Below are 23,056 nucleotides of genomic sequence, written 5' to 3' on the forward strand. Positions count from 1 at the left end.
TCTCCTTGAAGCTTGTGTTGCCCGGACGCGCTACCGCGGGGCAAATCATGTCGCTATAATGTTGCCACGGACGTTAAAGCATTATCCATGGCGTTAGAATCGGTTTGGCGCTTCAAGTCATTGATTTGCCGCGCGATCCAACAGGGGCCGTCAATCGCAAGTTGGTTTGGCCTCCGCAAACGGGAACATGGCGTGAATTTCACTTTGTCCGGGCTTCGCCCAATTGTCCTGCTGATCCTGACGACAATCGTCCTGGCGCTGGATGTCGAGGCAGCCCATGCACAGGCGGCCCAGTGCCAGCAATTGCAGTCAGCGCTGGCCCAGTTCGACCGCAATGGCGACTTCCGCCAGCTCGGCAGCAACTCCAACGCGGCGCGCCAGTTACAGCGCCAAGTGCAACAGGCGGAGAGCCGCTACATTCGTGAAGGCTGCAATGATGATGCCCGCGCCGGCCGCACGCTGAGCCGGAGTTGCCAGTTGATCGCGCGAGATGTGCTGAGCCTGAGGGACGACTACGCCCAGGTGAGCCAGTCGGTAGAGACAGCCAATGCGGTGGCCCAGCAGCGCGAGGCCATCCTTCAGGAAATGGCACGCTTTGGCTGCAATTCGGGATCCAATGCGACTTTTACGCGCGAGCGTCAGGATATTTTCGACCGGATTTTCGGCACGACGTCGGAGGGTGATTTCACCAATGGCGATTTTATTGATGGCGGCGACTACTGGGGCTATCAGGGCTACAACACCGTGCGCACGGTATGCGTGCGCCTGAGTGACGGCTATTTCTGGCCGATCAGCTACGCGACCCTGCCCGAGTTCATTGGCAATGATGCCATCAGTTGTCAGCAGATGTGCCCGAATACGGTAGTGGAGCTCTACTACTACAACAATCCCGGCGAAGAGCCTGAACAGATGCGCAGCATCAATGGCGTGCCCTATGTTTCGCTGCCTACGGCCTTCGCCTATCGCAATGAGTTCGACAAGTCGGCCAGTTGCAGCGCCGCACCCACCGCCGATGGGTCGGTGACCGTGGTGGCCGCTGCAGATGGCAGCAATCGGGCCATGCTGGACATCAATGGGCTACGCATTCCCATGCCGTTGCGCGACCCAAGGGGCGTTACCCCGGTGCAGGCTGCCCCGGTGGAAGCCGTGGCGACTGTGGCCCTTGTCGATGTACCCCTGCCCAGACCGCGTCCGGCAGGGCCAGGAGAAATTGCCCGTCAGCCAAGTGCGCCAGCCGCGCCGGAACTGCGGATTGTCGAGCTTGGCGGGAAGAGTGTCAGGGTAGTCGGTCCAGACACGCCTTACGCCCGAGCAGGACAAGCAGGGACTTGAGTTCTGGGCCGTCATGACGGCCCGTCAGCGCCATGCGGAGCGGCAGGAACAGACCCTTGCCCTTGCGTCCGGTACTCGCCTTGAGCGCATTCGTCCAATGGCTCCAGGTGGTCTCGTCCCAGGGTTCGGGGGGCAGCAGGGCCTTGGCCAATGCCAGGAAGTCACGGTCTTCGTCGGCAACAACTGGCTCGACTGGCCCGGTCAGCAGCTTGGACCATTCCACGATGTCAGGGAACTTGACGAGGTTCTCACGCAGCAGGGTCCACATGGCCTCGCCTTCCAGCCCCAAGGCGCTGAGGCGTGGCGCGGCGACAGCATAGGGCATCGCGTGCAGCAGGCGGGCGTTGAGCGTATCGAGTTCGGCTGGATCAAACCGGGCCGAGCCGTGCGAAATCATCGAAAAATCGAGCTTCTCGGCGATCGCATCAAGGCTGTCATAAGCCTCGACCGGCAGGCTGGTGCCGGTCAGGGTGGCAACAATGGCTATGGCCAGCGGTTCGTAGCCCTCTGCACGGAAATCGGCAATCGACTGGCTACCGAGGCGTTTTGAGAAGCCCTGTCCCTGTGCGTCGGTCAACAGGTTGTGGTGACCGAAGATTGGCGGCGCGGCACCCAGGGCCTCGAAGATTTCTATCTGGGTACCCGTGTTGGAGACATGGTCCTCGCCCCGGATGATATGGGTGATGCCCAGATCAATATCATCGACGACGGATGGCAGCGTGTAGAGATAAGACCCATCCGCACGGATAAGCACCGGATCTGACATGGATGCGGTGTTGACCGTCTGCGGACCCTTGATGAGATCATCGAACTGCACCGGCCGCCCATCGAGCTTGAAGCGCCAGTGTGGAGTGCGGCCTTCGGCCTCGAGCCGGGCACGATCTTCATCCGTGAGGCTCAGTGCAGCACGATCATAGATCGGCGGCTTGCCGAGCAAGCGCGCGCGGGCGCGCTTGCGGTCGAGTTCTTCCTCAGTTTCGTAACACGGATAGAGACGACCGGCCGCGATCAGACGATCGCGTGCGGCATCATAGAGCGCTGTGCGCTCGGACTGACGCACCAACAGGTCTGGCTGGATGCCGAGCCAGGACAGGTCCGCCTCGATGCCATCGGCAAATTCGCGGGTGGAGCGCGCGTGGTCGGTGTCATCCATGCGCAGCACGAAGCGACCGCCATGGCGGCGGGCAAAGTACCAGTTGAGCAAGGCCGGGCGGGCATTGCCGAGATGAATGCGGCCAGTGGGAGACGGCGCCCAGCGAACAACTACACTCATCCGATGGTCCCATCCTTGTAGCCATTGGTGATGGGATATTTGCGACCTTGCCCGAAGGCGCGGGGCGTGATCTTCGGGCCCGGCGCTGACTGGCGACGCTTGTATTCGGCAATGTTGAGCAGGCGTTCGATACGTTTGACGAGAGCCGCATCGTGGCCGCGCGCAACGATATCGCCCAGCGCCATTTCCTCCTCAACAAGACAGGTCAGAATGTCATCGAGCACCGGATAGGGTGGCAAGCTGTCCTGATCGGTCTGGTCCGGGCGCAATTCCGCGCTGGGCGCCTTGTCGATGATGGATTGAGGAATGACCTCCCCTGCCCTACCCAGGCAATCACCCGGCATGTTCTTGTTGCGCCAGGCGGCCAGGGCGTAAACATCCATCTTGAACATGTCCTTGAGCGGATTATAGCCGCCATTCATGTCGCCATAGATGGTGGCGTAGCCAACGCCCATTTCGGACTTGTTGCCCGTGGTGAGCAGCATGGAGCCCAGCTTGTTCGAGACTGCCATTAGTATTGTGCCGCGCATGCGAGACTGAATGTTTTCCTCGGCTATGTCGATTGGCCGGTTGCCGAAAATGGGCTGCAATTCGTTGAGCGCGTTGTCGACAGGATCGCCTATGGCAACCACGTCATAGCGGACACCGAGCCTTTCGGCGCAATCCTTGGCATCACGCAGACTGGCCTCGGAGGTGTAGCGATAGGGCAGCATGATGGCGTGGACCTTCTCCGGCCCGAAGGCATCAGCGGCCATGGCGGCAACGACAGCGCTATCGATGCCGCCGGAAAGCCCCAGCACGACGTGGGAGAATCCGTTCTTTTGAACATAGTCGCGCAAGCCGAGTACGCAAGCGCGCCAGGGAGCTTCCTCGACCGAGGTCAGGTCCTCAATGCGGCCGTTGGTGCAGGTCCAGCCACTATCGCTCCGCGTCCAGTCCGAAACTATGAAATCCGGCTCGAAAGACCTGCCTTGCACGACGAGCTTGTCGCCCGGCTCCATGGCAAAGGAGGCGCCGTCAAAGACCAGCTCGTCCTGGCCACCGACCTGATTGAGATAGAGCATGGGCACGCCGTCTTCGGCAACGCGGGCGCGCACCAGGTCCTTGCGGATATGTTGCTTGTTGGTCCAGTAAGGCGATCCGTTGGGGCAGAGCATGATTTCGGCGCCGCGCATAGCCAAATGCTCGCAGACGGGCGTGTGCCAGACATCCTCGCAGATCGGAATACCCACCGAGACGCCCTTGATGGCAACGGGCAGCGGCAGCGGGCCGGCCTCGAAGTAGCGCTTTTCATAAAAGACGTCGCTGTTTGGCAGTTCGCGCTTGTAGCGGATGGCGATGATGTCGCCATGTTCGGCAACGAGGACCGCATTGTGCAGGCCCGTCACATCGAGCCAAATGGTGGGCAAAATGAGGACCACATCGGTGCCCTTCGTATCGGCTACCAGCGCGCGCGCGGCACCGATAGCGTCCTTGATGAACTGCTCCTTGAACAGCAGGTCGTCGGGAAAGTAGCCGGTGAGGAACAATTCGGACAACATCAGGATGTCGGCCCTCGCAGCCTTGGCGTCGTCCAATGCCTTGCGTGCGAGCGCAAGGTTTCCGGACAGGTCGCCCACCTTGGGATTGAGCTGGGCGAGCGCGATACGAAGCTGGTCGGTCACTGGAAGCTGGCCTGGGTGCAAGGGACAGGACCATCCGGCATGGCGCCGGATGCGGCGCAAGGATTAGCCGCTCACCCTGGCGAGGGCAAGCGGCGCAATCGGGAAGCGGCGATGCAGGCTGGGAAGACTACTCGCCGGCCAGACGCTGCTGGCGTGGCGGCTTTTGCGCGTGCACTTCTTCGGCGACCAGGAACGCAAGTTCCAGCGCCTGGCTGGCGTTGAGGCGCGGGTCGCAATAGGTATTGTAGCGATCCGAAAGTGTTGCTTCGGTGACTGCCGAGACGCCGCCGACGCACTCGGTGACGTCGTCGCCGGTCATTTCGATATGCACGCCGCCGGCGTAGCTGCCCATTTCGCGGTGCACTTCGAAGAAGTGCTTCACTTCTGCGAGCACGCGGTCGAACGGGCGGGTCTTGAAGCCTGTCGACGCCTTGATGGTGTTGCCGTGCATCGGGTCGCAGCACCAGACGACGGTGCGTCCAGCCTTCTGGACCGTTTCAATCAGGCGCGGCAGATGCTCATGCACCTTGTCGGCCCCGAAGCGGGAAATCAAAGTAATGCGACCGGCCTCGTCGGTCGGATTGAGCCGGTCGAGCAGCCGCAGCAAATCGTCACTAGACAGGCTGGGGCCGCATTTGATGCCGATGGGATTGTGGATGCCGGCGAAATACTCGACATGGGCTTCGTCAGGGTCTCGGGTGCGATCGCCAATCCAGAGCATATGGCCCGAGGTGGCGTACCAGTCATTGGTTATCGAGTCCCGGCGGGTCAGCGATTCCTCGTAGCCGAGCAGCAGCGCCTCGTGGCTGGTGTAGAAGCTGGTCTGCTTGAGTGCCGGCGTATTGTCGGGATTGATGCCCAGGGCAGACATGAAGGTGATGGCATCGTCAATGCGTCGGGCCACTTCCTCGAAGCGCGCATCCCAGCTCGAGCCCTTCATAAAGCCCATGGTCCACTCGTGGATGCGAGTGAGTTCGGCATAGCCGCCCATTGAGAAGGCGCGGAGCAGGTTCAGAGTCGCCGCCGATTGGCGATAGGCCATCAGCAGACGGTTTGGATCGGGGACGCGCGATGTTTCGGTGAAAGCAATGTCATTGATGATGTCGCCGCGATAGGAGGGCAGTTCAAGGCCGTCGATGGTTTCGGTATCGGCCGAACGCGGCTTGGCGAACTGTCCCGCGACGCGGCCGACCTTGACCACGGGCTTGGATGCCCCATGAGTCAGGACCACCGCCATCTGCAGGAAAACGCGGAAGAAATCGCGAATATGATCAGCACCGTGCTCGGCAAAGCTCTCGGCGCAATCACCACCTTGGAGCAGGAAGGCCTCGCCACGCGCGACCGCCGCGAGCCGAGACTTGAGTTCACGCGCTTCCCCGGCAAAGACAAGCGGCGGGAAGGTTGCGAGCTGACGTTCAGCGTCCTGTAGGGCCGCTGGATCGGGATAAGCAGGCACCTGCCGGATCGGCTTGTCGCGCCAGGAACTGGGGGTCCAGGTGGTCATAATCAGTCTCGCTTCGGGCCGGGCAGGATGAGTGAGGGCGATCTAGCAAGCCAGAGCGCCCCTGCCAAGCGGAAAGGGTCAGACGCGCTTGCAGTCGCGGTAGGAATAGCTGGGCGATTTGAAGGTCACCAGCTCTTCGGCGGCAGAGGGATGCAGGGCTATTGTGCGGTCGAAATCGGCCTTGCTGGCGCCCATGCTGACGGCGATGCCGACGAGCTGGATCATTTCTGCGGCTCCTGGACCCAGAAGATGAACGCCGAGCACCTTGCCCTCATCCTTCTCGGTGATGAGCTTGATGACCATCCGCTCGGTGCGGTCCGAAAGCGTGTTCTGCATGGGGCGGAAGCGCGAGACATAGACATCGATATCACCATGGGTCGCAGCCTCGGCTTCCGTCAGACCGACGGTACCGATCTCCGGCTCGGCAAAGACCGCAGTCGGGATCAACGAGTGATCGACCTTGAGCGGATTGTCATTGAACACGGTCTCGGCGAAGTACCAGCCTTCGCGGATCGCCACCGGAGTCAGTTGGGCGCGCCCGGTGACGTCACCGACGGCGTAGATGGAGGGCACGGAAGACTGCGAATAGTCGTCAACAGCGATCGAGCCATGCTCGGTGAGCTTCACCCCAGCGGTTTCAAGACCGAGACCGTCGATATTGGGGCGGCGGCCAGTGGCGAACATGACGGCCCCGTAGGGAGCAGAGACGCCGTCGCTGAACGTGGCCGTCACATCATCACCGGTCCTGGCCAGCGACTTGATGGTGGTCTGATAGATCAAGCGGATACCGCGCTCGGTGAGGCCCGCTTCCAGACCACGCCGCATATCCTCATCAAAGCCACGCAGGATGCAGTCACCTCGATGGATAATGGTAGTGTTGACACCCAGGCCGGCAAAGATGGTGGCGAACTCGACAGCGATATAGCCCCCGCCCTCGATGAGGATGGAGTGCGGCAGCCTGGGCAGATCAAAGGCCTCGTTGGAGGTGATGCCGAATTCGGCGCCCGGAATATCGGGAATGAAGGGCCGCGCGCCGGTGGCCACCAGAATAAATTTGGCGCTCAGTTCGCGCCCGTCGCGCACCAGACGAATGCCATTGGGACCAGTCACTTCGGCACGGTCGCGGATGATTTCGACACCGGGCTTTTCCAGATTGCTGACATAGGCGTGTTCGAGCCGCGTGATTTCCTTTTCCTTGGCGGCAACCAGGGTCGGCCAATCAAAGCTGGCGTCGACCTGCCAGCCAAAGCTTTGTGCAATATCGAACTGGTCGCGGAAGCGCGCGGCATAGACATAGAGTTTCTTGGGCACGCAACCACGAATGACGCAGGTTCCGCCAACACGGAACTCTTCGACAATGGCCACCCTGGCGCCATAGGTCGCAGCCATGCGCGCCGCGCGGACGCCGCCGGAACCGGCGCCAATGACGATCAGATCATAGTCGAAATCCATTTCAGTCCCCTGCTCGGTTCAGCGCATCACAGCATGCCGGTCTTATATCGTCTAATGCCGATGAATATAGTTCCGGCTTTGCACAAAAAAAGACCCCGCACAAAGCGGGGTCGATGTCTGGCAAGACCGGAGGATCAGAGCTCGATGCCCTGATCGCGCAGCTCGGCGCGCACCTTGGCGAAAAATTCGGTGCGCAGATTGTTTGTATAAACCTGCAGCACGCGACGAACATCGGCATTCAGTTCGGAATTGGCGGTGGCCAGTTTCTGGCCGACCGGCGACTCGTAGAAGGCGACGATTTCTGTCAGTTCCTCAAGGGTGAAGTAGATTGCGTAAACGCGGGCAAACTGGTCGAGCAGCTCACCCTTGCGGCCGTTATAGGTCTTGATGACCTCGCCGATGGCGTCGCTGGTCTCTTCCTGGATTTCCGGATTCTGGGTGATGATCTGGCGCATCGTATCGATGCCCATTTCCACAATTGTGGTTTCGAACACGGCGCCGCGGTCGGTCAGGTCAATATATTTACGCGCCATGGCAAGCTGCTCGGGCGCCACTTCCTGGGCGAAAGCCGGAACAGCCGAGCCAAAAGTACCGGCAACCAGTGCAGCCAGCGCCATCATCCTGGCACTGCGTGCCCAGTTTCCAATATTCCACAATGCCATCTTGTCTCGTCCCACGCTGGTCAGTTGCCCTTGAGAAGTGTTTCTACGCCATTCGGCGTTGCCACATAAGCCTTGCGGCACATTTTCAGGAACAGTCCATGCTGGACCACGCCCGGAATGTCCAGAAGCTCGTTTGAGAGGGCTTCTGGCTGCGAAATGCGGCCAAAAAATGCATCCAGGATGAGGTGCCCCCCATCGGTCAGGAAAGGTTCGCCATTGCCGGAGGTCCGCAATTTCAGCTCACCCTGGGCATGATGGTGCTTCATTATTGCCGCTATCGCATGTCGTGTCGCGCCCAGGCCGAAGCGGTTGACCTCAATGGGCAGAGGGAACCGACCAAGCGCGTCGACGATCTTGGAGCTGTCAGCAATCACGATCATGGCGTCAGACGCCGCCGCCACGATCTTCTCGCGCAGCAGCGCACCACCGCCTCCCTTGATAAGGTTGAGAGACGGATCGATTTCGTCTGCCCCATCAACAGTGAGGTCCAGGCGATCAAGGCTATCCAGATCGGTCAGGGGGATGCCGCATTCCCGGGCCTGCCGGGCGGTGGCTTCCGAGGTGGGAACGCCCACTATCTCCAAGCCCTGCGCCACGCGCTCGCCGAGCAGTTCCACGAAGTGCCGCGCCGTCGAACCGGTGCCCAGGCCCAGTTTCATGCCGGAGGTAATCTCGGCGACGGCCCGAGCCGCAGCCTCGCGCTTCAGCGCTTCGCTCATTGGTCAGTCCTTTCGCCAATTTCGGCGGGTTTGGCAGCGGGGCACTATGACTGTCAAGCATCCGAAAGTTGGGTGTTCACGGATTGGTGACTCGCAGGTGTAACCGACTGGCAACACAATGTGGCGATGATAACGCATATGTGGCGGAAACTGGGCAGGTCCCTTTCGGCCCCGATCGAGACCAAGTAAGTAGCGCAAATAGTCGCAGGCCCGAATCAGGGCTGCGTATTTGAGAGGCCAAGTGGAAGCATGAGCATCACAAGATTTGTATTGGCGTTTGGCATGGCAGTCTTGCTGGCGGTCAGCACCGTACTGCCGTCAAGCGCGGCCCTGTGGTATAACCCGGACACCAACAAGTTCGAGGAACGTTCAGCCAGCGGCCGGACCGGCAGCAGCTCCATCCGCAAGCAGGTCGTGGATTACGAAACCAATCACAAGCCTGGCACGATTGTTATCGAAACCAGCGAACGCCGGCTCTATCTGGTGCTCGAAGACGGCAAGGCCATGAAGTACGGCATTGGCGTCGGCCGCGACGGTTTCCGCTGGGCCGGCACCCACCGCATCACCCGCAAGGCCGAGTGGCCGGGCTGGACGCCGCCGCCGGCCATGCGCAAGCGCGTGCCAGATCTGCCGGCCTATATGCCCGGTGGCCCAGACAATCCGCTCGGCGCACGGGCGCTCTATATCGGCTCGACGCTATATCGCGTGCATGGCACTTCCGAGCCCTGGTCCATCGGCCAGGCGGTGTCCTCGGGGTGCATTCGCCTGACCAATGACGATGTGATCGATCTTTATGAGCGAGTCCGCGTCGGTGCTTTGATCGTGGTCAATCACTGATCAAGACACAGATTTTCAGCAAGAGCCGCCAATTTGGCGGCTCTTTTCTTTTGGGCGCTTTGCGTTGGCGGATCAGCGGGATAAGCTGAGGACATGACAGGCTCGTCCACACCTCAGCGCCCCCTTGTCGACAGTTTCGGCCGGCGCATTTCCTATCTGCGCATCTCGGTGACGGACCGTTGTGACTTCCGCTGTGTGTATTGCATGGCCGAGGACATGACCTTCCTGCCCAAAAAGGATGTACTCAGCTTCGAGGAAGTCGAGGCCATTGCTAGCGCCTTCATTGCCCGCGGCACGACCAAAATCCGGCTGACCGGCGGCGAACCGCTGGTGCGGCGCGATATCATGGACCTGGTGCGCACTCTGGGCGGCCGGATCGGCAACGGCCTGGACGAATTGACCATCACGACCAATGGCAGCCAGCTCCAGAAGCACGCAGAGGGGTTGTTTGCCGCCGGGGTACGTCGCCTCAATGTCTCGCTCGATACGCTCGATGAAGCGCGATTTGCGCAGGTCACCCGACGCGGCCGGCTGGGCGATGTGCTGGCCGGGATTGGCGCCGCCCAGGCAGCGGGCCTGGCCATCAAGATCAACATGGTAGCGATGCGCGGCGTCAATGACGACGAAATCGAAACCATGATGGACTGGGCGCATGGTGGCGGCATGGGGCTGACGCTGATCGAGGGCATGCCGCTGGGCGAGGTCGGCATCGACCGGGTCGATACCTATCTTCCCTTGCGTGAACTGCATGACCGGCTGGCACGCCGCTACAGCTTCACCAAGCTGGACAAGCGCACGGGCGGACCGGCGCGCTATGTACATGTCGCCGAGACCGGTGGGACGCTGGGCTTCATCACCCCGATGAGCCACAATTTCTGCGAAAGCTGCAATCGGGTGCGCCTGACGGCCACAGGGCAGCTCTATCTTTGCCTGGGGCAGGATGATCAGGTCAATCTGCGCGATGCCTGGCGCAATGGTGGCGCTGAAGCCCTCGACGCCGCGCTGGACCATGCCATGATCATCAAGCCAAAGGGCCATGATTTCGTGCTGGACCGGACCCGTACAGAGCCCGCCGTGGCGCGGCATATGAGCGTGACGGGTGGCTAAACCGGAGTTTTCGGCGGTAGCTCTGGACCGGTTTCTCGAAAGTGCATTCCCCCTCCGAGGGCTATCGCGGCAACTGACGGAAGGCGAGGAATCACGGGCTTTCGCCTTAGAAAACGGGGAAGAGGCTCTCGTCGTTCGCGTCAACGCGACGGCGGAGGGCTTCGAGATGGACCGGCTTATCGGTACGGCGTTGTCCGACAGCGCCATTCCGGTGCCAGACGTCGTGCTGATCGCCCCGCTGGAGGATGACCGTTTTGCCTGCGTTTCCCGGCTCCTGCCCGGTGACACACTGCAAGCTCTGCCCAAGGGCGGCGCCTTTGCATTCGGCAGTGCCATTGCGCAGATCCTGGATCAACTTGCCGGGCTCGACGAGGCAATTCTGCACCGTCTGGCAGCCACCCCGCTGATGGCCACGCAGGCAAGCTGGCCGGACTTTGTTGCGACGGTCACGCGGCTGGACTGGCGCCAGGCCAGTACCGGCGCGCACAACTCAATTGATCGCTGGACGGACCTTGTGGCGGGATGTGTCGCCAGCCTGCCGCAGCGCCAGGGGCTGGTGCATGGCGACTTCGGATCAAACAACGTGCTGGTGCAGCATGGGCTGGTCAGCGGTGTACTGGATTGGTCCGAAGCCAGGATTGGCGACCCGCTTTATGATGTGGCCAATATTCTGTTCTGGCGGAGCTGGCTCGACTGCATGGAGCAGCAATGCCGTTATTTCGAGCAGCTTGAACCCTGGCGCCTGGCGGAACGGGAAATCTTGACCTGCTACCAATTGCGGATCGGACTCGAGACCCTGCATGAGGCGTTCGCAGATGGTGATGCGCGGCTGACTGATTGGGCAATGCAGCGGTGTTCGGCGATTGCCGAAGCGCTCTAGCGTCCCTCCGCGCGTTCGATCAGCTCGACAAGCGCTCCGTCAGGATCCCGCACGAATGCCACTCGCTTGATCATCTCACTATTATAGGCTGCCCGGGGCCGCTCGGTGATCTCCACGCCAGCCTCTTCAAGCGTTTCGATCATGGCGTCCACATCGTCATAGGCCAGGGTGATGTGACGAAATCCCGCCTCGGAATGAGGGACATCCCGAAATGGCCCGACCTCTATGGCAGGCGCCGCAATCTCGAGCATGCCGCCACCGGCATCGAGAAAGGCGAGCTCACCGCCCGCCGTGGTTCTACGAAACTTCAGGCGCAGACCGAGCAGTCCACAATAGAAGTCGATGGCACGCTCCATATTGCTCACGGTCATGCCGACATGTTCAAAGCCGAGCAACATGGTTCAAGGCCTATTTGTCATCATCGGAGATGATGGCGAAATCAAGCGGCAGGGCCGTGGTGTACTTGATCTGCCCCATGGCAAAGGCCGAGCTGACATCGGTCAAATTGATCTTGCTGATCAGGCGCTTGTAGAAGGTGTCATAGGCACCGATGTCGGGAACAACGACACGCATGAGATAATCGACATCGCCGCTCATGCGATAGAATTCAACGACTTCGGGGAATTCATCGATCACGCCGGAGAATTTGCGCATCCAGGAATCGTTGTGTTCGTTGGTCTTGACCGACACGAAGACAGTGACCCCGACATTGACCTTGACCGGGTCGAGTACGGCCACGCGACGCTGGATGATCCCGTCTTCCTCCATCTTCTGGATGCGGCGCCAGCAGGGGGTGGTGGAAAGCCCCACCTTTCGACCAATCTCGGCCACCGGCATGGTGGCATCCCGTTGCAGGAGCGTGAGGATTTTCCGGTCGATCTTGTCCAATGCCATCTCGATCTCTTGAAATCAGATTTCGTGCAGCCAATAGAAATTGACCATCAACGCCAACACAAGTGCCATAATCGCGGTAGCGGGGCAATATTATTGCGCGTGGCAATCGAGGAAATGTCGCAGGACTATATTAACGCTGTCGTGCGCCAACAGGCCAGCGCATTCTTGAGCGATGTCGTTTCAAATGGCTGAATGGGCAGGATCTTGGCGGGACGGTTTCACGCCCTGTTAACCAAGGCGCCCCTAAGGTTCGATCCAGAGCGTCGCGAGCGCGTTTTTGTTCGCAGTATCGAGTAAATGAGTAAGTCTTCCATGTCGGTCCACGACGCCAGTGTCCGCGCACGCCCCGGACGTGACGGCAAGCGTACAGCACAGAAAGCCGTGCTTGAGGCACGTCAGCGGCTGACGTCGAGCTCTGGCACGCGCGCCGATTTCGACTTCGAACTCATGCATGACTATGCCGATTCCCGGATCGGTGCGGCGATGCCCATGGCTGCCATTGTCAGCATTCTGGCCATTGTCGCGAGTTTCTGGGTGCCCCTGATGGTCACGACCATCTGGGCAGGCCTGGTCATTTCGAGCCTCCTGGTGGTGGTGGTCACGGCGCGGCGGTTCAAATCGGTCGAACTGCATAAATTCAATGCCGCGCGCTGGACCACCAGCTTTGTGGCGGCTGAGAGCTTGGGCGGGTTAGCACTATCGCTGCTGGCACTGTTTACCCTGGTGACCGACCCCGAGGCGCTGGCGCCGGTGATGTTCGCCATGGTGCTGGTGAGTATCGCGAGCAATGCCATTGCCACCCATACCCTGCCCCCGGCCACGCTGATGAGCACGCTGCCAGTCACGACAACGGTGTCGATCTCGCTGATCGCGCTGGGCGGCACGCTCAACTATACGCTGGCGGCAGTATCCATTTGCGGTGAGATCTTTTTCGTTTACCTGGCCCGGCAACTGCACAATTCGGAACTGGAAACCATCACCCACCAGGCCGAAAAAGATACGCTGATTTACGAGCTGGAAGAGGCGCGCAACATGTCGGACGAAGCGCGCCGGCACGCCGAGCAGGCCAATATCGCCAAGAGCCAGTTCCTGGCCACGATGAGCCATGAACTGCGCACGCCGCTCAACGCCATTATCGGCTTTTCCGAAGTGCTCAAATCCGAATTGCTCGGTCCGCACCAGGTGCCGCAATACAAGGAGTATGCGGGTGACATTCACGCCAGCGGGCAGCATTTGCTCAACCTGATCAACGAATTGCTCGATCTCAGCCGCATCGAGGCGGGCAAGTATGAGCTCAATGAAGAGGTCGTGTCGCTGGTCGATATTGCCGACGACTGCCGGCGGATGATGGAGCTGCGCGCCAAGTCCAAGAATATCGAGCTGGTGTTCAGCGTGGGCGATAATCTGCCCCGGCTGTGGGGGGATGAGCGCGCGATCCGGCAGGTGGTGCTGAACCTGCTCTCCAACGCAATCAAGTTTACCCCGCAGCAGGGCAAAATCGTGCTCGTGGTGCAGCGCAGTGGCGATGGCGGTCAGTTGATTTCGGTGAAGGACAATGGTCCGGGCATCCCCGAGAGCGAAATCGCGACTGTCCTGTCCTCGTTCGGCCAGGGATCGTTGGCGCAGAAGACCGCCGAACAAGGTGCTGGTCTGGGCCTGCCGATCGTGCAGAAGATCATGGACCTGCATCAGGGCCGGTTCGACCTGTTTTCCAAGCTGCGTTTCGGCACCGAGGTGATCGCCACCTTCCCGCGCGCCCGGGTGATGGATGCACTGGCGCCCGTTGTGGAAAAGCGCAATCGGCTGGAAATCTACTCGGAAGCTGGCTGAAAACTGCCCGGCCATTTGCTGCGTGCCGAAATTTTGCCGCGATCACACTGAGGATCGCGTGTTTGGAGGCTCGATGCTCATACGCCCATTTCTGACAGCTCTCTTGCTGCTGGCGCCGCCTCTAGGGGCCCTTGCACAGCAATTGCCCCAGGCGGTTGAGAATGCTCCTGCAACAGCGGACGCAGTGGAGTTCGATACCAGCTATCGGCCATCTCCCAGCATATCGGCGCGGATGCAGCGTGAGTTTCTCTCACGCATTCGGTGGTCAGCCGGAGCCGAGGTACGGGATAATCTGGCGGAGGCGTTTGCCGAGCGCAGTCCGAGCGAGATCTGGCAGGAACTGGTTGCGCCCGATGGACTCACGACCAACAATGTAGCCGACGCCCTGACCGCCTATTGGGTGCTCAACTGGGTGGCGGCAAATGGCGCCTATAGTGTCGAAGTCGACAGCCGTCCGGTCCAACAGCAATTGCGCCAGGCCTTTGCCAATGATCCGACTTTCCTCAGGCTGAGCGACCAGCAGCGCCAGGAAATGGCAGAGGGCTATGTCCTCAACTTCCTGGTCGAGCACGCTGCGCTCAACACTGCGCTTGCGCAAAAGGACCTCGAGACCCTCTACGCGCTGGCCATGGCCGCGGTGGCGCGCTTCCGCAACCAGATGAATGTCAACTTGCTTGACCTGGCGCCCGGCCCCAACGGGTTCGAGGGGCGGCCTCAGGACGACCAGAGCGCATCATCGCTTGATTGAAGCGCTCTGGCTGATCTAGACAGACTTGCCGCTGACAGATGCGCCCTCAAAGGTCGCCATGTTGTTGTGCAGGTGCAGGGCCGTCTTGACCATGACTGCTGCAAGCGCGGCACCACTCCCCTCGCCCAGGCGCATGCCCAGATCAAGCAGGCCGGACTGCCCCATCTTCGAAAGCACCCGTGCATGGTCGCCCTCGGCCGAGACATGGGCGAACAGGCAATGATTGATGGCCGCCGGATTGACGGCGTGAGCGATGGCTGCGGCCGTGGTGGCAACATAACCATCGATGATGACTGGCACTTTCTGATGCCGCGCGGCCACCAGGGCACCGAGCATAGCGCAAATCTCACGGCCACCGAGGCGGGCCAGAATGGCCAGTGGGTGGTCGAGCTCGGCCCTGTGCAGCGCCAGGGCGCGGTCAACAACATCGGCCTTGCGCTTGAGGCCTTCATCGTCAACGCCGGTACCGCGACCAACCCAGTCTGCGCCATTGCCACCATAGAGGGCCGCATAGATGGCGGCTGCAATCGTGGTGTTGCCGATGCCCATTTCGCCAAGGCAGATCAGGTCCGGCTTGCCCGCGACCGCCTCCATGCCATAGGCGATGGTGGCAGCACACATCTGGTCATCCAGCGCGGGCTCCTTTGTGATGTCGCCGGTGGGCAGTTCCAGCGCCAGCTCGAAAACCCGCAGATTGATTTCGTGCAGGCCGCAGATCTGTGAGATCGCGGCGCCGCCATTGGTGAAATTAGCGACCATCTGGGCGGTAACTTCGCGCGGGAAAGCGGAAACGCCCTGGTCGGTCACGCCATGATTGCCGGCGAAGATGGTGACCATGGGATTGTCCAGGCGCGGCTTTGAGCGATGCTGCCAGCGCGCCAGGAACTCCACCAGCCCTTCAAGCTGGCCCAGCGAACCGGGGGGCTTGGTCAGTTGGGCATCACGTTGCCGGACAGCGGTCACAGCCTGTTCATCGCCATCGGGCACGGCCACAAGCAATTCGACAATGTCAGCAAAGGCAGGGTTGAGTGGCATGGCAGGTCCGGCGCGATATGGTAGGAAGGCGCGCGTCTTGTTGCCCATAACGGAGCGAAAAGCAATTGAGCGAGAACGGGGCCAGAACCGGCGAGGCAGGGCGGATCGACACTGCCAATCGCGAGGACCATGCGCCGCAAGCCGCTCGCGGCGGCCTAGGTCTCAAGGACGACCTAGTGATGGCACTGCGGTTCTTTTCGCGCCTGCCCACGGGCGACACGCCACATGAAAAGCCTGATCTTGGGCGGATAGCCATGGCCCTGCCACTTGCCTCGGTGGTGATCGGTCTTGGCCCAATCCTGCTTCTCGCCGGGGTATGGCTGGGCCTGCCCGGAAATTTTGCGGCGGCCTTGTCGGTCGCGGCCATGGTGGTGGTCGGTGGCGGCATGATGGAGGATTCGCTCGCCGATGCTGCCGATGGGCTGTTTGGTGGATCGACGCCAGAGCGGCGGCTTGAAATCCTGAAAGACAGCCGGCAGGGGACTTATGGTGTGTCCGCGCTGTGCCTGTTTCTGGTGTTGAGGGTGACGGCCATTGGCAGTGTAGCAACGATCAATCCGCTGGCCGCCGCCGCGCTTTGGCTGGCCGCCAATATCGCGGGGCGATCGGGCGCATTGTGGGTAGCTGTTGCACTGCCCCCTGCCCGCGCCGATGGCGCTGCCGCCGAAGCGGGCAAACTGCCCGCGTCCCAATTCTGGATCGGGGCGGCGCTCGCTTTGATACTGGTCTTCGTGATCGGGGCGCCGGCATCGAGCCTGCTTGGGGTGATCTTCTCGGCACTGTCCGTTGTCCTTGTCGTATTGGGGTGGACGGCCATCTGCAAACGACTGGTGGGGGGACAAACCGGGGACCTGATCGGGGCGGCTGCGGGTTTGGGCGAAGTCGCAGCCCTGACCGTGCTGCTGATCTTCGCGTGATGCCTTGAAATCGCCGCGCCCACGCCCTTAATCGGGAAGGGAAATGTGAAAGGGCAAATCTGATGGGCTTTATCGGCATCGCACTGATCATTGCCGCCGGCATCGTGCTGCTGATCAGTGCCGACGTCGGGAGCATGGTGGGCCTGAACCAGATGCAGACAGCACAATTGGTTCCGCTGCTGGTGCTGCTCATCATCTTCGCGGGGGGCCTGTTCACCCGCCGCCACCGCGCCTCCGAACTGGTGGGCGGCCTTCTGCTTTGGGTGGGTTTGTTTGGCGTGGCCATGGTGACCTATGCCTATCGCGACGAATTGCTGGGCGTTGTCGGCCGGGTCGCGGGGGAACTACAGCCTGGTGTTGCGCTGGTGGACAGCGAGGCAGGTACCGCGATCTTCCGGCGCGGCATGGGCGGGCATTTCGAGGTCAATGCTACGATCAATGGCCACACGACGCCGATGATCTTCGATACCGGCGCCAGCGCCGTGGTGCTGACTATTGCGGATGCGGAAGCGGCGGGCCTGAACGTTGAAGGGCTGCGCTACACGGTTCCGGTTTCGACAGCCAATGGCCAGGGCCTGGCCGCCAGAACCCGGCTCGACAGCATCGAGGTGGGTGGCATCGTGCGGCAGAACCTGACGGCTTTCGTCACAGAGCCCGGAGCGCTGGAAACGAGCCTGCTCGGCATGACTTTCCTCGAAACGCTCAGCCGCTACAGCGTGACGCAGAACTCGCTGGAACTGGTGGACTAAACCGCGCCGCGATCTTTCAGATCGGCGCCTTGTGCTTTAGACCTTTTTGCGCCTGTCATTGTCCCGAAACTGTTGGCCACCTTCGGGAAACATGTTTCAGGCCGTTGCGGCCAGCGCCCGGTCTTCGACTGCGGCCAGCGCGCGCGCAAACACGTCCGGCCCCGCCTTTGGGCGGCAGGCATCGACACTCAGGATCTGGCGAAACTGGCGAGCACCAGGCCTGCCATTGGCCAAGCCAAGCATGTGGCGCGCAATGTTGTTGAGGCGGACACCGGCCTGCAGCTCGCCTTCGGCGTAGTCCGCCATCAGCGCCATGATCCCGGCCAGGTCCTGAGCCGGATAAGAGTCACCAAAGACCCGCGCGTCGACCTCGGCCAGCAGCATGGGATTGTGATAGGCGGCGCGCCCCAGCATGACGCCATCCATGTGGTCCAGATGTTCCATGGTCTGGTCGAGCGTTTCGATACCGCCATTGATCATGGTGGGCAACGGGGCGAGCCGCTTGGCCAGCCGGTGCACACGCGGATAGTCGAGCGGTGGGATAGTGCGGTTTTCCTTGGGGCTGAGCCCCTGAAGCCAGGCCTTGCGGGCATGGACATAGAGCGCATCAACCCCCGCTTCGACCATGGCGTCAGCGAAGCGATCAAGGCTCTCTTCGGTGTCCTGATCGTCGATACCGATGCGGCATTTAACGGTTACCGGTCGGTCCGTGGCGTCGCGCATGGCGCGGACGCAGGTGGCGACCAGATCGGGCTCGGCCATCAGACAAGCGCCGAAGCGTCCGGACTGCACCCGATCGGACGGGCACCCGACATTGAGATTGATCTCGTCATAGCCGAAGGTCCCGGCAATCGCCGACGCCTTGGCCAGTTCCGCGGGGTCGGAGCCGCCAAGCTGGAGCGCCACAGGATGCTCGGTTTCATGGAAGCGCAAATGGCGTTCGGCATCGCCATGTACGATGGCGCCGGAATTGACCATTTCGGTGAAGAGCAGGCTATGGCGCGTCAACAGGCGATGGAGGAAGCGGCAATGCCGATCCGTCCAGTCCATCATCGGCGCCACCGAGAATCGGCGGGACCGTTCCAGGGTGGTCGCACTGTGTAAGCTTAGCTGCTGCAAAAAACCGCCGCTCCATGGGTTTGATCAGGTGGTGGGCCACCAATAGGGCATCATCCGGCACCGAAATAGTGCGGAAGGCCCACCTATGCAATCTCGCGACTGATCTGGATCAAAGCGTGATGCCATGCGTTGATGCAGTGTGGGAACACAATTAAGCGTCAAGGGAGTTCGCCATGTATTCCAATATCGTGTGCGGTGTCGACGGGTCTGACCTCGCAAATAAGGCACTGCGCCATGCGCTCGCGCTGGCCGCCAAGACGGGTGGCAAGGTGACGGCGGTGACAGTGACAGAGCCTTCCATCGTCGTTGCACCGGGCGCCGAGATCATGATGGTCGATACCAGCTCGATCATCGAGGATCTCGACAAGGCCAAGGAAGAAACGGCCAAGGGTATTCTGGCCGACGCGGAAAAGATCGCCGGGGAAACCGGTGCTCACCTCTCCCAGATGCATGTGGCCAACAGCCACGCTGCAGAGGGCATTCTGCACGCGGCCAAGGAGATTTCTGCGGATCTAGTGGTCATGGGCTCGCATGGGCGAAGGGGCCTTGGGCGCCTGCTGTTGGGCAGCCAGGCCGCCGAGGTGTTGGCCCATGCCGATATGCCGGTTCTGGTGGTGAAATAGAGCTAACATGTCAGTGGTGGCATAGCGACGCGAAATGGTCTAAGTCCCCCGCATCTGTTCAATTCAGGTTCGGCCATGACCAAGACCACCCCCCGCCATGTGGCTGTCATCGATATCGGCAAGACCAATGCCAAAGTCGTGCTGATCGACAGCGCAACTGGCATGCAGGTCGCTGCGAAAAGTGTGCCGAATGCTATCCGTACGGATGGACCCTACCCGCATGCCGATGTCGCGATGCTGTGGCGTTTCATGTCGGAGGGGCTGAAGGCATTGCACCAGGACCATGGGGTCGATGGCATTTCAATAACCACCCATGGCGCTACAGGCGCGCTGCTGGCGGGCGATGAACTGGCGCTGCCCGTGCTCGACTATGAATTTGACGGGCCGGAAGAGGTTGCCACCGACTATGCGGGTATCCGCCCGAATTTTGCCGAGAGCCTGTCCCCTCGCCTGCCGAACGGGCTGAACTGGGGCGCGCAGCTTTTTTGGCAGGCCCGGATGTTTCCTGAAGACTTCGCCAGGGTCACTGCCATTGTGCCCTATCCGCAATACTGGGCGTGGCGGCTGACGGGAGAACTGGCGAGCGAGGTGACGTCGCTGGGGTGCCATACCGATCTCTGGGCACCGGATCGCGGCGATTTTTCCAGCATGGTCGACGCGCTGGGGTGGCGTAATCTGTTTCCTGATGTGAGACCCGCTACATCAGTCATCGGCACGCTGCGGGCCGAAATTGCTTCGGAAACTGGATTGCCCGCCGAGACCCCGGTGACCGTCGGCATTCACGACTCCAATGCTTCGCTGGTGCCGCATCTGGGCCGGCAGGAAGCGCCATTCACCATTGTCTCGACCGGCACCTGGTCAATCCTGATGACGGTGGGCGGTGACACGGGCGCGCTCGATCCGGCCAAGGATAGCCTGGCCAATGTCGATGCCTATGGCCGACCGGTCCCCACGGCACGTTTCATGGGCGGGCGTGAATTCGATGCGATGGTGCCCGAGATCGCGGAGCCAACCGAGGCGGATCTGGCCTTTGTCATCGCCAATGACGTGCAGGCACTGCCGAGTTTTGCAGCCGGGGTGGGGCCATTTGGCGACAAGACCGGGCGCTGGACCTGTGATCCGGGCAGCCTGACGCCGGGTCAGCGCACGGTGGCCGCCTCGCTCTATCTGGCGCTGGTCGCGCGCGCCTGTCTGGAGCTCTGCGGCCTGGGCCGCAGCATCACGCTGGAAGGGCCGCTGGCGCGCAACCGGCTGTTCGGGCAGGCGCTGGCGCATCTGAGCGGGGTGCCGGTGTTTGCGTCAGGCGATGCGACGGGAACGAGCCTGGGGGCCAGCCTGTTGTTCGGTGGGGTCCTGCCCGAGGCCGGGGGCAGCCATGCAGTGGTGGCTCTGCAAGCCGAGGACCTTGAGGCCTATATCGAAAGGTGGAGAGCGCGCACACAAGGTTGATGCGCTCGCGCCGCAGCCAATGGAGCGCAACATGCCATCCCCCAGACATAAAGTAGTCATCGTCGGTGGGGGATTTGGTGGCTTGTCGGCGGCCAAGGCGCTGGGAAAGGCCAATGTCGATATTGTCCTGATCGACCGGCGCAATCATCATCTGTTCCAGCCATTGCTCTATCAGGTCGCCACGGCGGCGCTAAGTCCGTCGGAAGTTGCCTGGCCGATCCGGCATCTGCTGCGTCGGCAGGACAATGTGCGGGTGCTGATGGGCACGGTGAGTGGCGTCGACACCAAGGCCAAACGGGTGCTGCTGGAAGACGGCGCGCAGGAGCCTTTTGACAGCCTGGTGCTGGCCACGGGCGCGCAGCACGCCTATTTCGGCCACGACGAATGGGAGACATTCGCGCCAGGACTCAAGACGGTTGAAAACGCGACGGCGATCCGCCGCAAGCTGCTGCTGGCGCTGGAAGCGGCAGAGCGTGAAACGGACGATGAACGGCGCAAGGGCCTGTTGACCTTCACGATTATCGGCGGCGGGCCGACCGGTGTGGAGATGGCCGGTGCCATCATCGAGCTAGGGCGGGCCAGTATCAGAGGCCAGTTCAATACGCTCGACCCCAAGGATTTGCGGGTGGTCCTGGTCGAGGGTGGCGAGCGGGTGCTGTCCAATTTCGACCCGGAGCTTTCAGACTACACGCTCAGGGCATTGCGGCGCATGGGGGTCGAGGTGGAGCTTGGCCGGATGGTCAGCGGGATCGACGCACAGAGTGTCCGGTTTGGCGACCAGCGGATCGAGACGCATACCGTGATCTGGGCGGCGGGCGTGGCGGCGTCGCCGGTGGTCAAATGGCTGGGTATCGAGGGGGACCGTGCCGGGAGGGTAAAAGTCGCGCCCGATCTGTCGGTGCCGGGGCTAGAAGATGTCTACGTGATCGGTGACGTGGCCAGCGTCACGCAGGCGGATGGCAAGCCTGTGCCCGGGGTGGCGCCGGCGGCCAAGCAGGCGGGCAAGCATGTCGCCCGAGTGATCAAGCAGAAGTTGGCGGGCCGCCCGGCAGAGCCGTTCCGCTACAAGCATGCCGGAGATCTGGCGACCATTGGCAAGAGTTCGGCAGTGATCGATTTCGGCTTTACCAAGGTCAAAGGCTGGCCGGCCTGGTGGCTCTGGGGCATTGCCCATATCTACTTCCTGGTTGAAACCCGCACCCGCATTTTCATCACGCTGAGCTGGCTATGGATCTATCTCACCGGGCAGCGCAGCGCGCGGCTGATCACGCACGGGGAAGCGGCGAGCCAGAAGCCGCTTGAAGAGGTGGACGAAAACTAGCGCTCGGAAACGACCACAGTCTCGGGCTTGGCCAGTTTGCGTTCGCGCAGCCAGATATAGAGCCCGGAGCCGATGACGATGGGCGCGCCGACATAGAGCCAGATATCGGGCGGCTGGTTGAAGATGATCCAGCTTGCCGCGGCCAGAAAGAAAATCTGGAAATAGGAAAATGGTGCCAGCACCGTGGCCGGGGCCAGGCTGGACGCCACCGTGATGAGCTGGTGCCCGACAAAGCCGAACATGCCGATGGCAAAGAACACGAACCAGCCATCGGCGCTGCTGGGGAAGGACCAGAAGAACGGCACAACCGGCAAGAGGAACATCGTAGCGAAGATGCCGACATAGAACTGGCTGGTGGCAGCGCTATCATAGCTGGATACCTTGCGGGTGAGCAGCATGTAGAAGGCGGTGCTGAGGGCCGCAACAAGCGAGAGCAGGGTTGCGGGGTGGAAGGCATCAGTGCCGGGCCGGACGATGACCAGCACACCGAGAAAGCCGACCGCGATGGCACTCCAGCGGCGCCAGCCCACCTGTTCGCCCAGGAGCGGCACCGACAGGGCACAGATCAACAGCGGGACCGTGAAAGCGATGGAGCCGGTGACGGTCAGCGGCAGAAATTGCACGGCCAGGAAATTGCAGCTTGTCGCGCCAAGCAGTGCCAGCGCCCGAAAGAATTGCAGCCGAAGATTGCCCGAGCGCACCATGCTGCGGCCATGGCGCGGCAGGTGAATGGTGGCGACCAGCACAAGGTGGACCGCATAGCGCAGGAAGACGATCTGGATGAAGGAGATGCCGACCATCCCAAGCCACTTGGCCGAGGAGTCGATGCCGGTGAACATGAAATAAGCGGCCAGCGCCAGACCGATGCCCAGCAGACGCTGTTCTGCTGGCGGAGAATAGGGACGAGACATCTAGAGTTCCAGAGGCCGCGGAGAGGTGCG

22 protein-coding genes are annotated in these 23,056 nt (G+C 61.4%); 11 read left to right on the plus strand and 11 right to left on the minus strand.

Annotation, left to right across the window (positions count from 1 at the left end; translation table 11 throughout):
• Nucleotides 1-192: 192 nt before the first annotated feature.
• Nucleotides 193-1,332: a DUF2865 domain-containing protein gene (locus DDE76_RS03710; protein WP_157955647.1), complete on the plus strand. Its 1,140-nt coding sequence runs from the start codon at nucleotides 193-195 to the stop codon at nucleotides 1,330-1,332.
• Here DDE76_RS03710 and gltX read toward each other — a convergent pair.
• The 6 genes from gltX to rpiA form a co-directional block, all read right to left on the minus strand.
• Nucleotides 1,277-2,605, minus strand: a complete 1,329-nt coding sequence (gltX, locus tag DDE76_RS03715) for a glutamate--tRNA ligase (protein WP_104891499.1) — start codon at nucleotides 2,603-2,605, stop codon at nucleotides 1,277-1,279. The two genes, DDE76_RS03710 and gltX, sit on opposite strands and share 56 nt — an antisense overlap.
• Entirely contained in the window at nucleotides 2,602-4,269 is a 1,668-nt protein-coding gene (locus DDE76_RS03720) for an NAD+ synthase (protein ID WP_104891500.1), read from the minus strand. The genes gltX and DDE76_RS03720 overlap by 4 nt, the downstream gene beginning before the upstream one ends.
• 127 nt (nucleotides 4,270-4,396) lie before the next feature.
• Entirely contained in the window at nucleotides 4,397-5,776 is a 1,380-nt protein-coding gene (locus tag DDE76_RS03725) for a class II 3-deoxy-7-phosphoheptulonate synthase (protein ID WP_198650838.1), read from the minus strand.
• A gap of 75 nt (nucleotides 5,777-5,851) precedes the next feature.
• Nucleotides 5,852-7,225, minus strand: coding sequence for a glutathione-disulfide reductase (gene gor / locus DDE76_RS03730; RefSeq protein ID WP_104891502.1), 1,374 nt, complete (start codon nucleotides 7,223-7,225; stop codon nucleotides 5,852-5,854).
• A 134-nt stretch (nucleotides 7,226-7,359) separates the two neighbouring features.
• Nucleotides 7,360-7,887, minus strand: coding sequence for a DUF2059 domain-containing protein (locus tag DDE76_RS03735; RefSeq protein WP_104891503.1), 528 nt, complete (start codon nucleotides 7,885-7,887; stop codon nucleotides 7,360-7,362).
• A gap of 20 nt (nucleotides 7,888-7,907) precedes the next feature.
• Nucleotides 7,908-8,606, minus strand: coding sequence for a ribose-5-phosphate isomerase RpiA (gene rpiA, locus DDE76_RS03740; RefSeq protein WP_104891504.1), 699 nt, complete (start codon nucleotides 8,604-8,606; stop codon nucleotides 7,908-7,910).
• Nucleotides 8,607-8,855: 249 nt separating this feature from the next.
• Here rpiA and DDE76_RS03745 point away from each other — a divergent pair, with 249 nt between their 5' ends.
• The 3 genes from DDE76_RS03745 (at nucleotide 8,856) to DDE76_RS03755 (ending at nucleotide 11,430) form a co-directional block, all read left to right on the plus strand.
• A complete protein-coding gene (locus DDE76_RS03745; RefSeq protein ID WP_245891789.1) occupies nucleotides 8,856-9,443 on the plus strand; it encodes a L,D-transpeptidase in 588 nt (195 codons plus the stop codon).
• A 93-nt stretch (nucleotides 9,444-9,536) separates the two neighbouring features.
• On the plus strand, nucleotides 9,537-10,550 hold the full coding sequence (gene moaA / locus DDE76_RS03750; protein WP_104891506.1) for a GTP 3',8-cyclase MoaA: 1,014 nt from the start codon (nucleotides 9,537-9,539) through the stop codon (nucleotides 10,548-10,550).
• Complete coding sequence (locus DDE76_RS03755) at nucleotides 10,543-11,430, plus strand: phosphotransferase family protein (RefSeq protein WP_104891507.1); 888 nt, start codon at nucleotides 10,543-10,545, stop codon at nucleotides 11,428-11,430. The genes moaA and DDE76_RS03755 overlap by 8 nt, the downstream gene beginning before the upstream one ends.
• On the opposite strand, the gene DDE76_RS03760 is transcribed toward DDE76_RS03755, so the two are convergent.
• Nucleotides 11,427-11,828, minus strand: coding sequence for a VOC family protein (locus DDE76_RS03760; RefSeq protein ID WP_104891508.1), 402 nt, complete (start codon nucleotides 11,826-11,828; stop codon nucleotides 11,427-11,429). The genes DDE76_RS03755 and DDE76_RS03760 overlap by 4 nt on opposite strands.
• Before the next feature lie 10 nt (nucleotides 11,829-11,838).
• Nucleotides 11,839-12,318: an Lrp/AsnC family transcriptional regulator gene (locus tag DDE76_RS03765; protein WP_104894700.1), complete on the minus strand. Its 480-nt coding sequence runs from the start codon at nucleotides 12,316-12,318 to the stop codon at nucleotides 11,839-11,841.
• Between the two features lie 303 nt (nucleotides 12,319-12,621).
• On the opposite strand from DDE76_RS03765, the gene DDE76_RS03770 reads away from it, so the two are divergent.
• Complete coding sequence (locus DDE76_RS03770; RefSeq protein ID WP_245891790.1) at nucleotides 12,622-14,154, plus strand: sensor histidine kinase; 1,533 nt, start codon at nucleotides 12,622-12,624, stop codon at nucleotides 14,152-14,154.
• Nucleotides 14,155-14,227: 73 nt separating this feature from the next.
• The gene (locus DDE76_RS03775) at nucleotides 14,228-14,902 is read left to right on the plus strand and encodes a DUF6683 family protein (protein WP_157955648.1); all 675 of its coding nucleotides are present in this window, start codon (nucleotides 14,228-14,230) and stop codon (nucleotides 14,900-14,902) included.
• A 15-nt stretch (nucleotides 14,903-14,917) separates the two neighbouring features.
• Here DDE76_RS03775 and cobT read toward each other — a convergent pair whose 3' ends face one another.
• The gene (cobT, locus tag DDE76_RS03780; RefSeq protein WP_104894701.1) at nucleotides 14,918-15,937 is read right to left on the minus strand and encodes a nicotinate-nucleotide--dimethylbenzimidazole phosphoribosyltransferase; all 1,020 of its coding nucleotides are present in this window, start codon (nucleotides 15,935-15,937) and stop codon (nucleotides 14,918-14,920) included.
• Nucleotides 15,938-16,002: 65 nt separating this feature from the next.
• On the opposite strand from cobT, the gene DDE76_RS03785 reads away from it, so the two are divergent.
• Together DDE76_RS03785 and DDE76_RS03790 are read left to right on the plus strand one after the other, a co-directional pair.
• Nucleotides 16,003-16,854: an adenosylcobinamide-GDP ribazoletransferase gene (locus tag DDE76_RS03785; protein ID WP_104891511.1), complete on the plus strand. Its 852-nt coding sequence runs from the start codon at nucleotides 16,003-16,005 to the stop codon at nucleotides 16,852-16,854.
• A gap of 62 nt (nucleotides 16,855-16,916) precedes the next feature.
• Entirely contained in the window at nucleotides 16,917-17,603 is a 687-nt protein-coding gene (locus DDE76_RS03790) for a retropepsin-like aspartic protease family protein (RefSeq protein WP_104891512.1), read from the plus strand.
• A gap of 96 nt (nucleotides 17,604-17,699) precedes the next feature.
• Here DDE76_RS03790 and dusA read toward each other — a convergent pair whose 3' ends face one another.
• Complete coding sequence (gene dusA, locus DDE76_RS03795) at nucleotides 17,700-18,689, minus strand: tRNA dihydrouridine(20/20a) synthase DusA (protein ID WP_104894702.1); 990 nt, start codon at nucleotides 18,687-18,689, stop codon at nucleotides 17,700-17,702.
• Nucleotides 18,690-18,895: 206 nt separating this feature from the next.
• Here dusA and DDE76_RS03800 point away from each other — a divergent pair, with 206 nt between their 5' ends.
• From DDE76_RS03800 to DDE76_RS03810, 3 genes are all read left to right on the plus strand, one after another.
• Nucleotides 18,896-19,345 carry a universal stress protein gene (locus DDE76_RS03800; protein ID WP_104891513.1) on the plus strand — a complete coding sequence of 150 codons (450 nt, stop codon included), beginning with the start codon at nucleotides 18,896-18,898 and terminating at the stop codon, nucleotides 19,343-19,345.
• A 75-nt stretch (nucleotides 19,346-19,420) separates the two neighbouring features.
• A complete protein-coding gene (locus DDE76_RS03805; protein WP_104891514.1) occupies nucleotides 19,421-20,794 on the plus strand; it encodes an FGGY-family carbohydrate kinase in 1,374 nt (457 codons plus the stop codon).
• Between the two features lie 31 nt (nucleotides 20,795-20,825).
• A complete protein-coding gene (locus DDE76_RS03810; RefSeq protein WP_104894703.1) occupies nucleotides 20,826-22,115 on the plus strand; it encodes an NAD(P)/FAD-dependent oxidoreductase in 1,290 nt (429 codons plus the stop codon).
• Here the strand turns inward: DDE76_RS03810 and DDE76_RS03815 are convergent.
• Entirely contained in the window at nucleotides 22,112-23,026 is a 915-nt protein-coding gene (locus DDE76_RS03815) for a DMT family transporter (RefSeq protein WP_104891515.1), read from the minus strand. The genes DDE76_RS03810 and DDE76_RS03815 overlap by 4 nt on opposite strands.
• Between the last annotated feature and the right edge of the window lie 30 nt (nucleotides 23,027-23,056).

Origin of the sequence: Devosia indica (genome assembly GCF_003056405.1) — a bacterium.
GTDB classification, from domain to species: Bacteria; Pseudomonadota; Alphaproteobacteria; order Rhizobiales; family Devosiaceae; genus Devosia; species Devosia indica.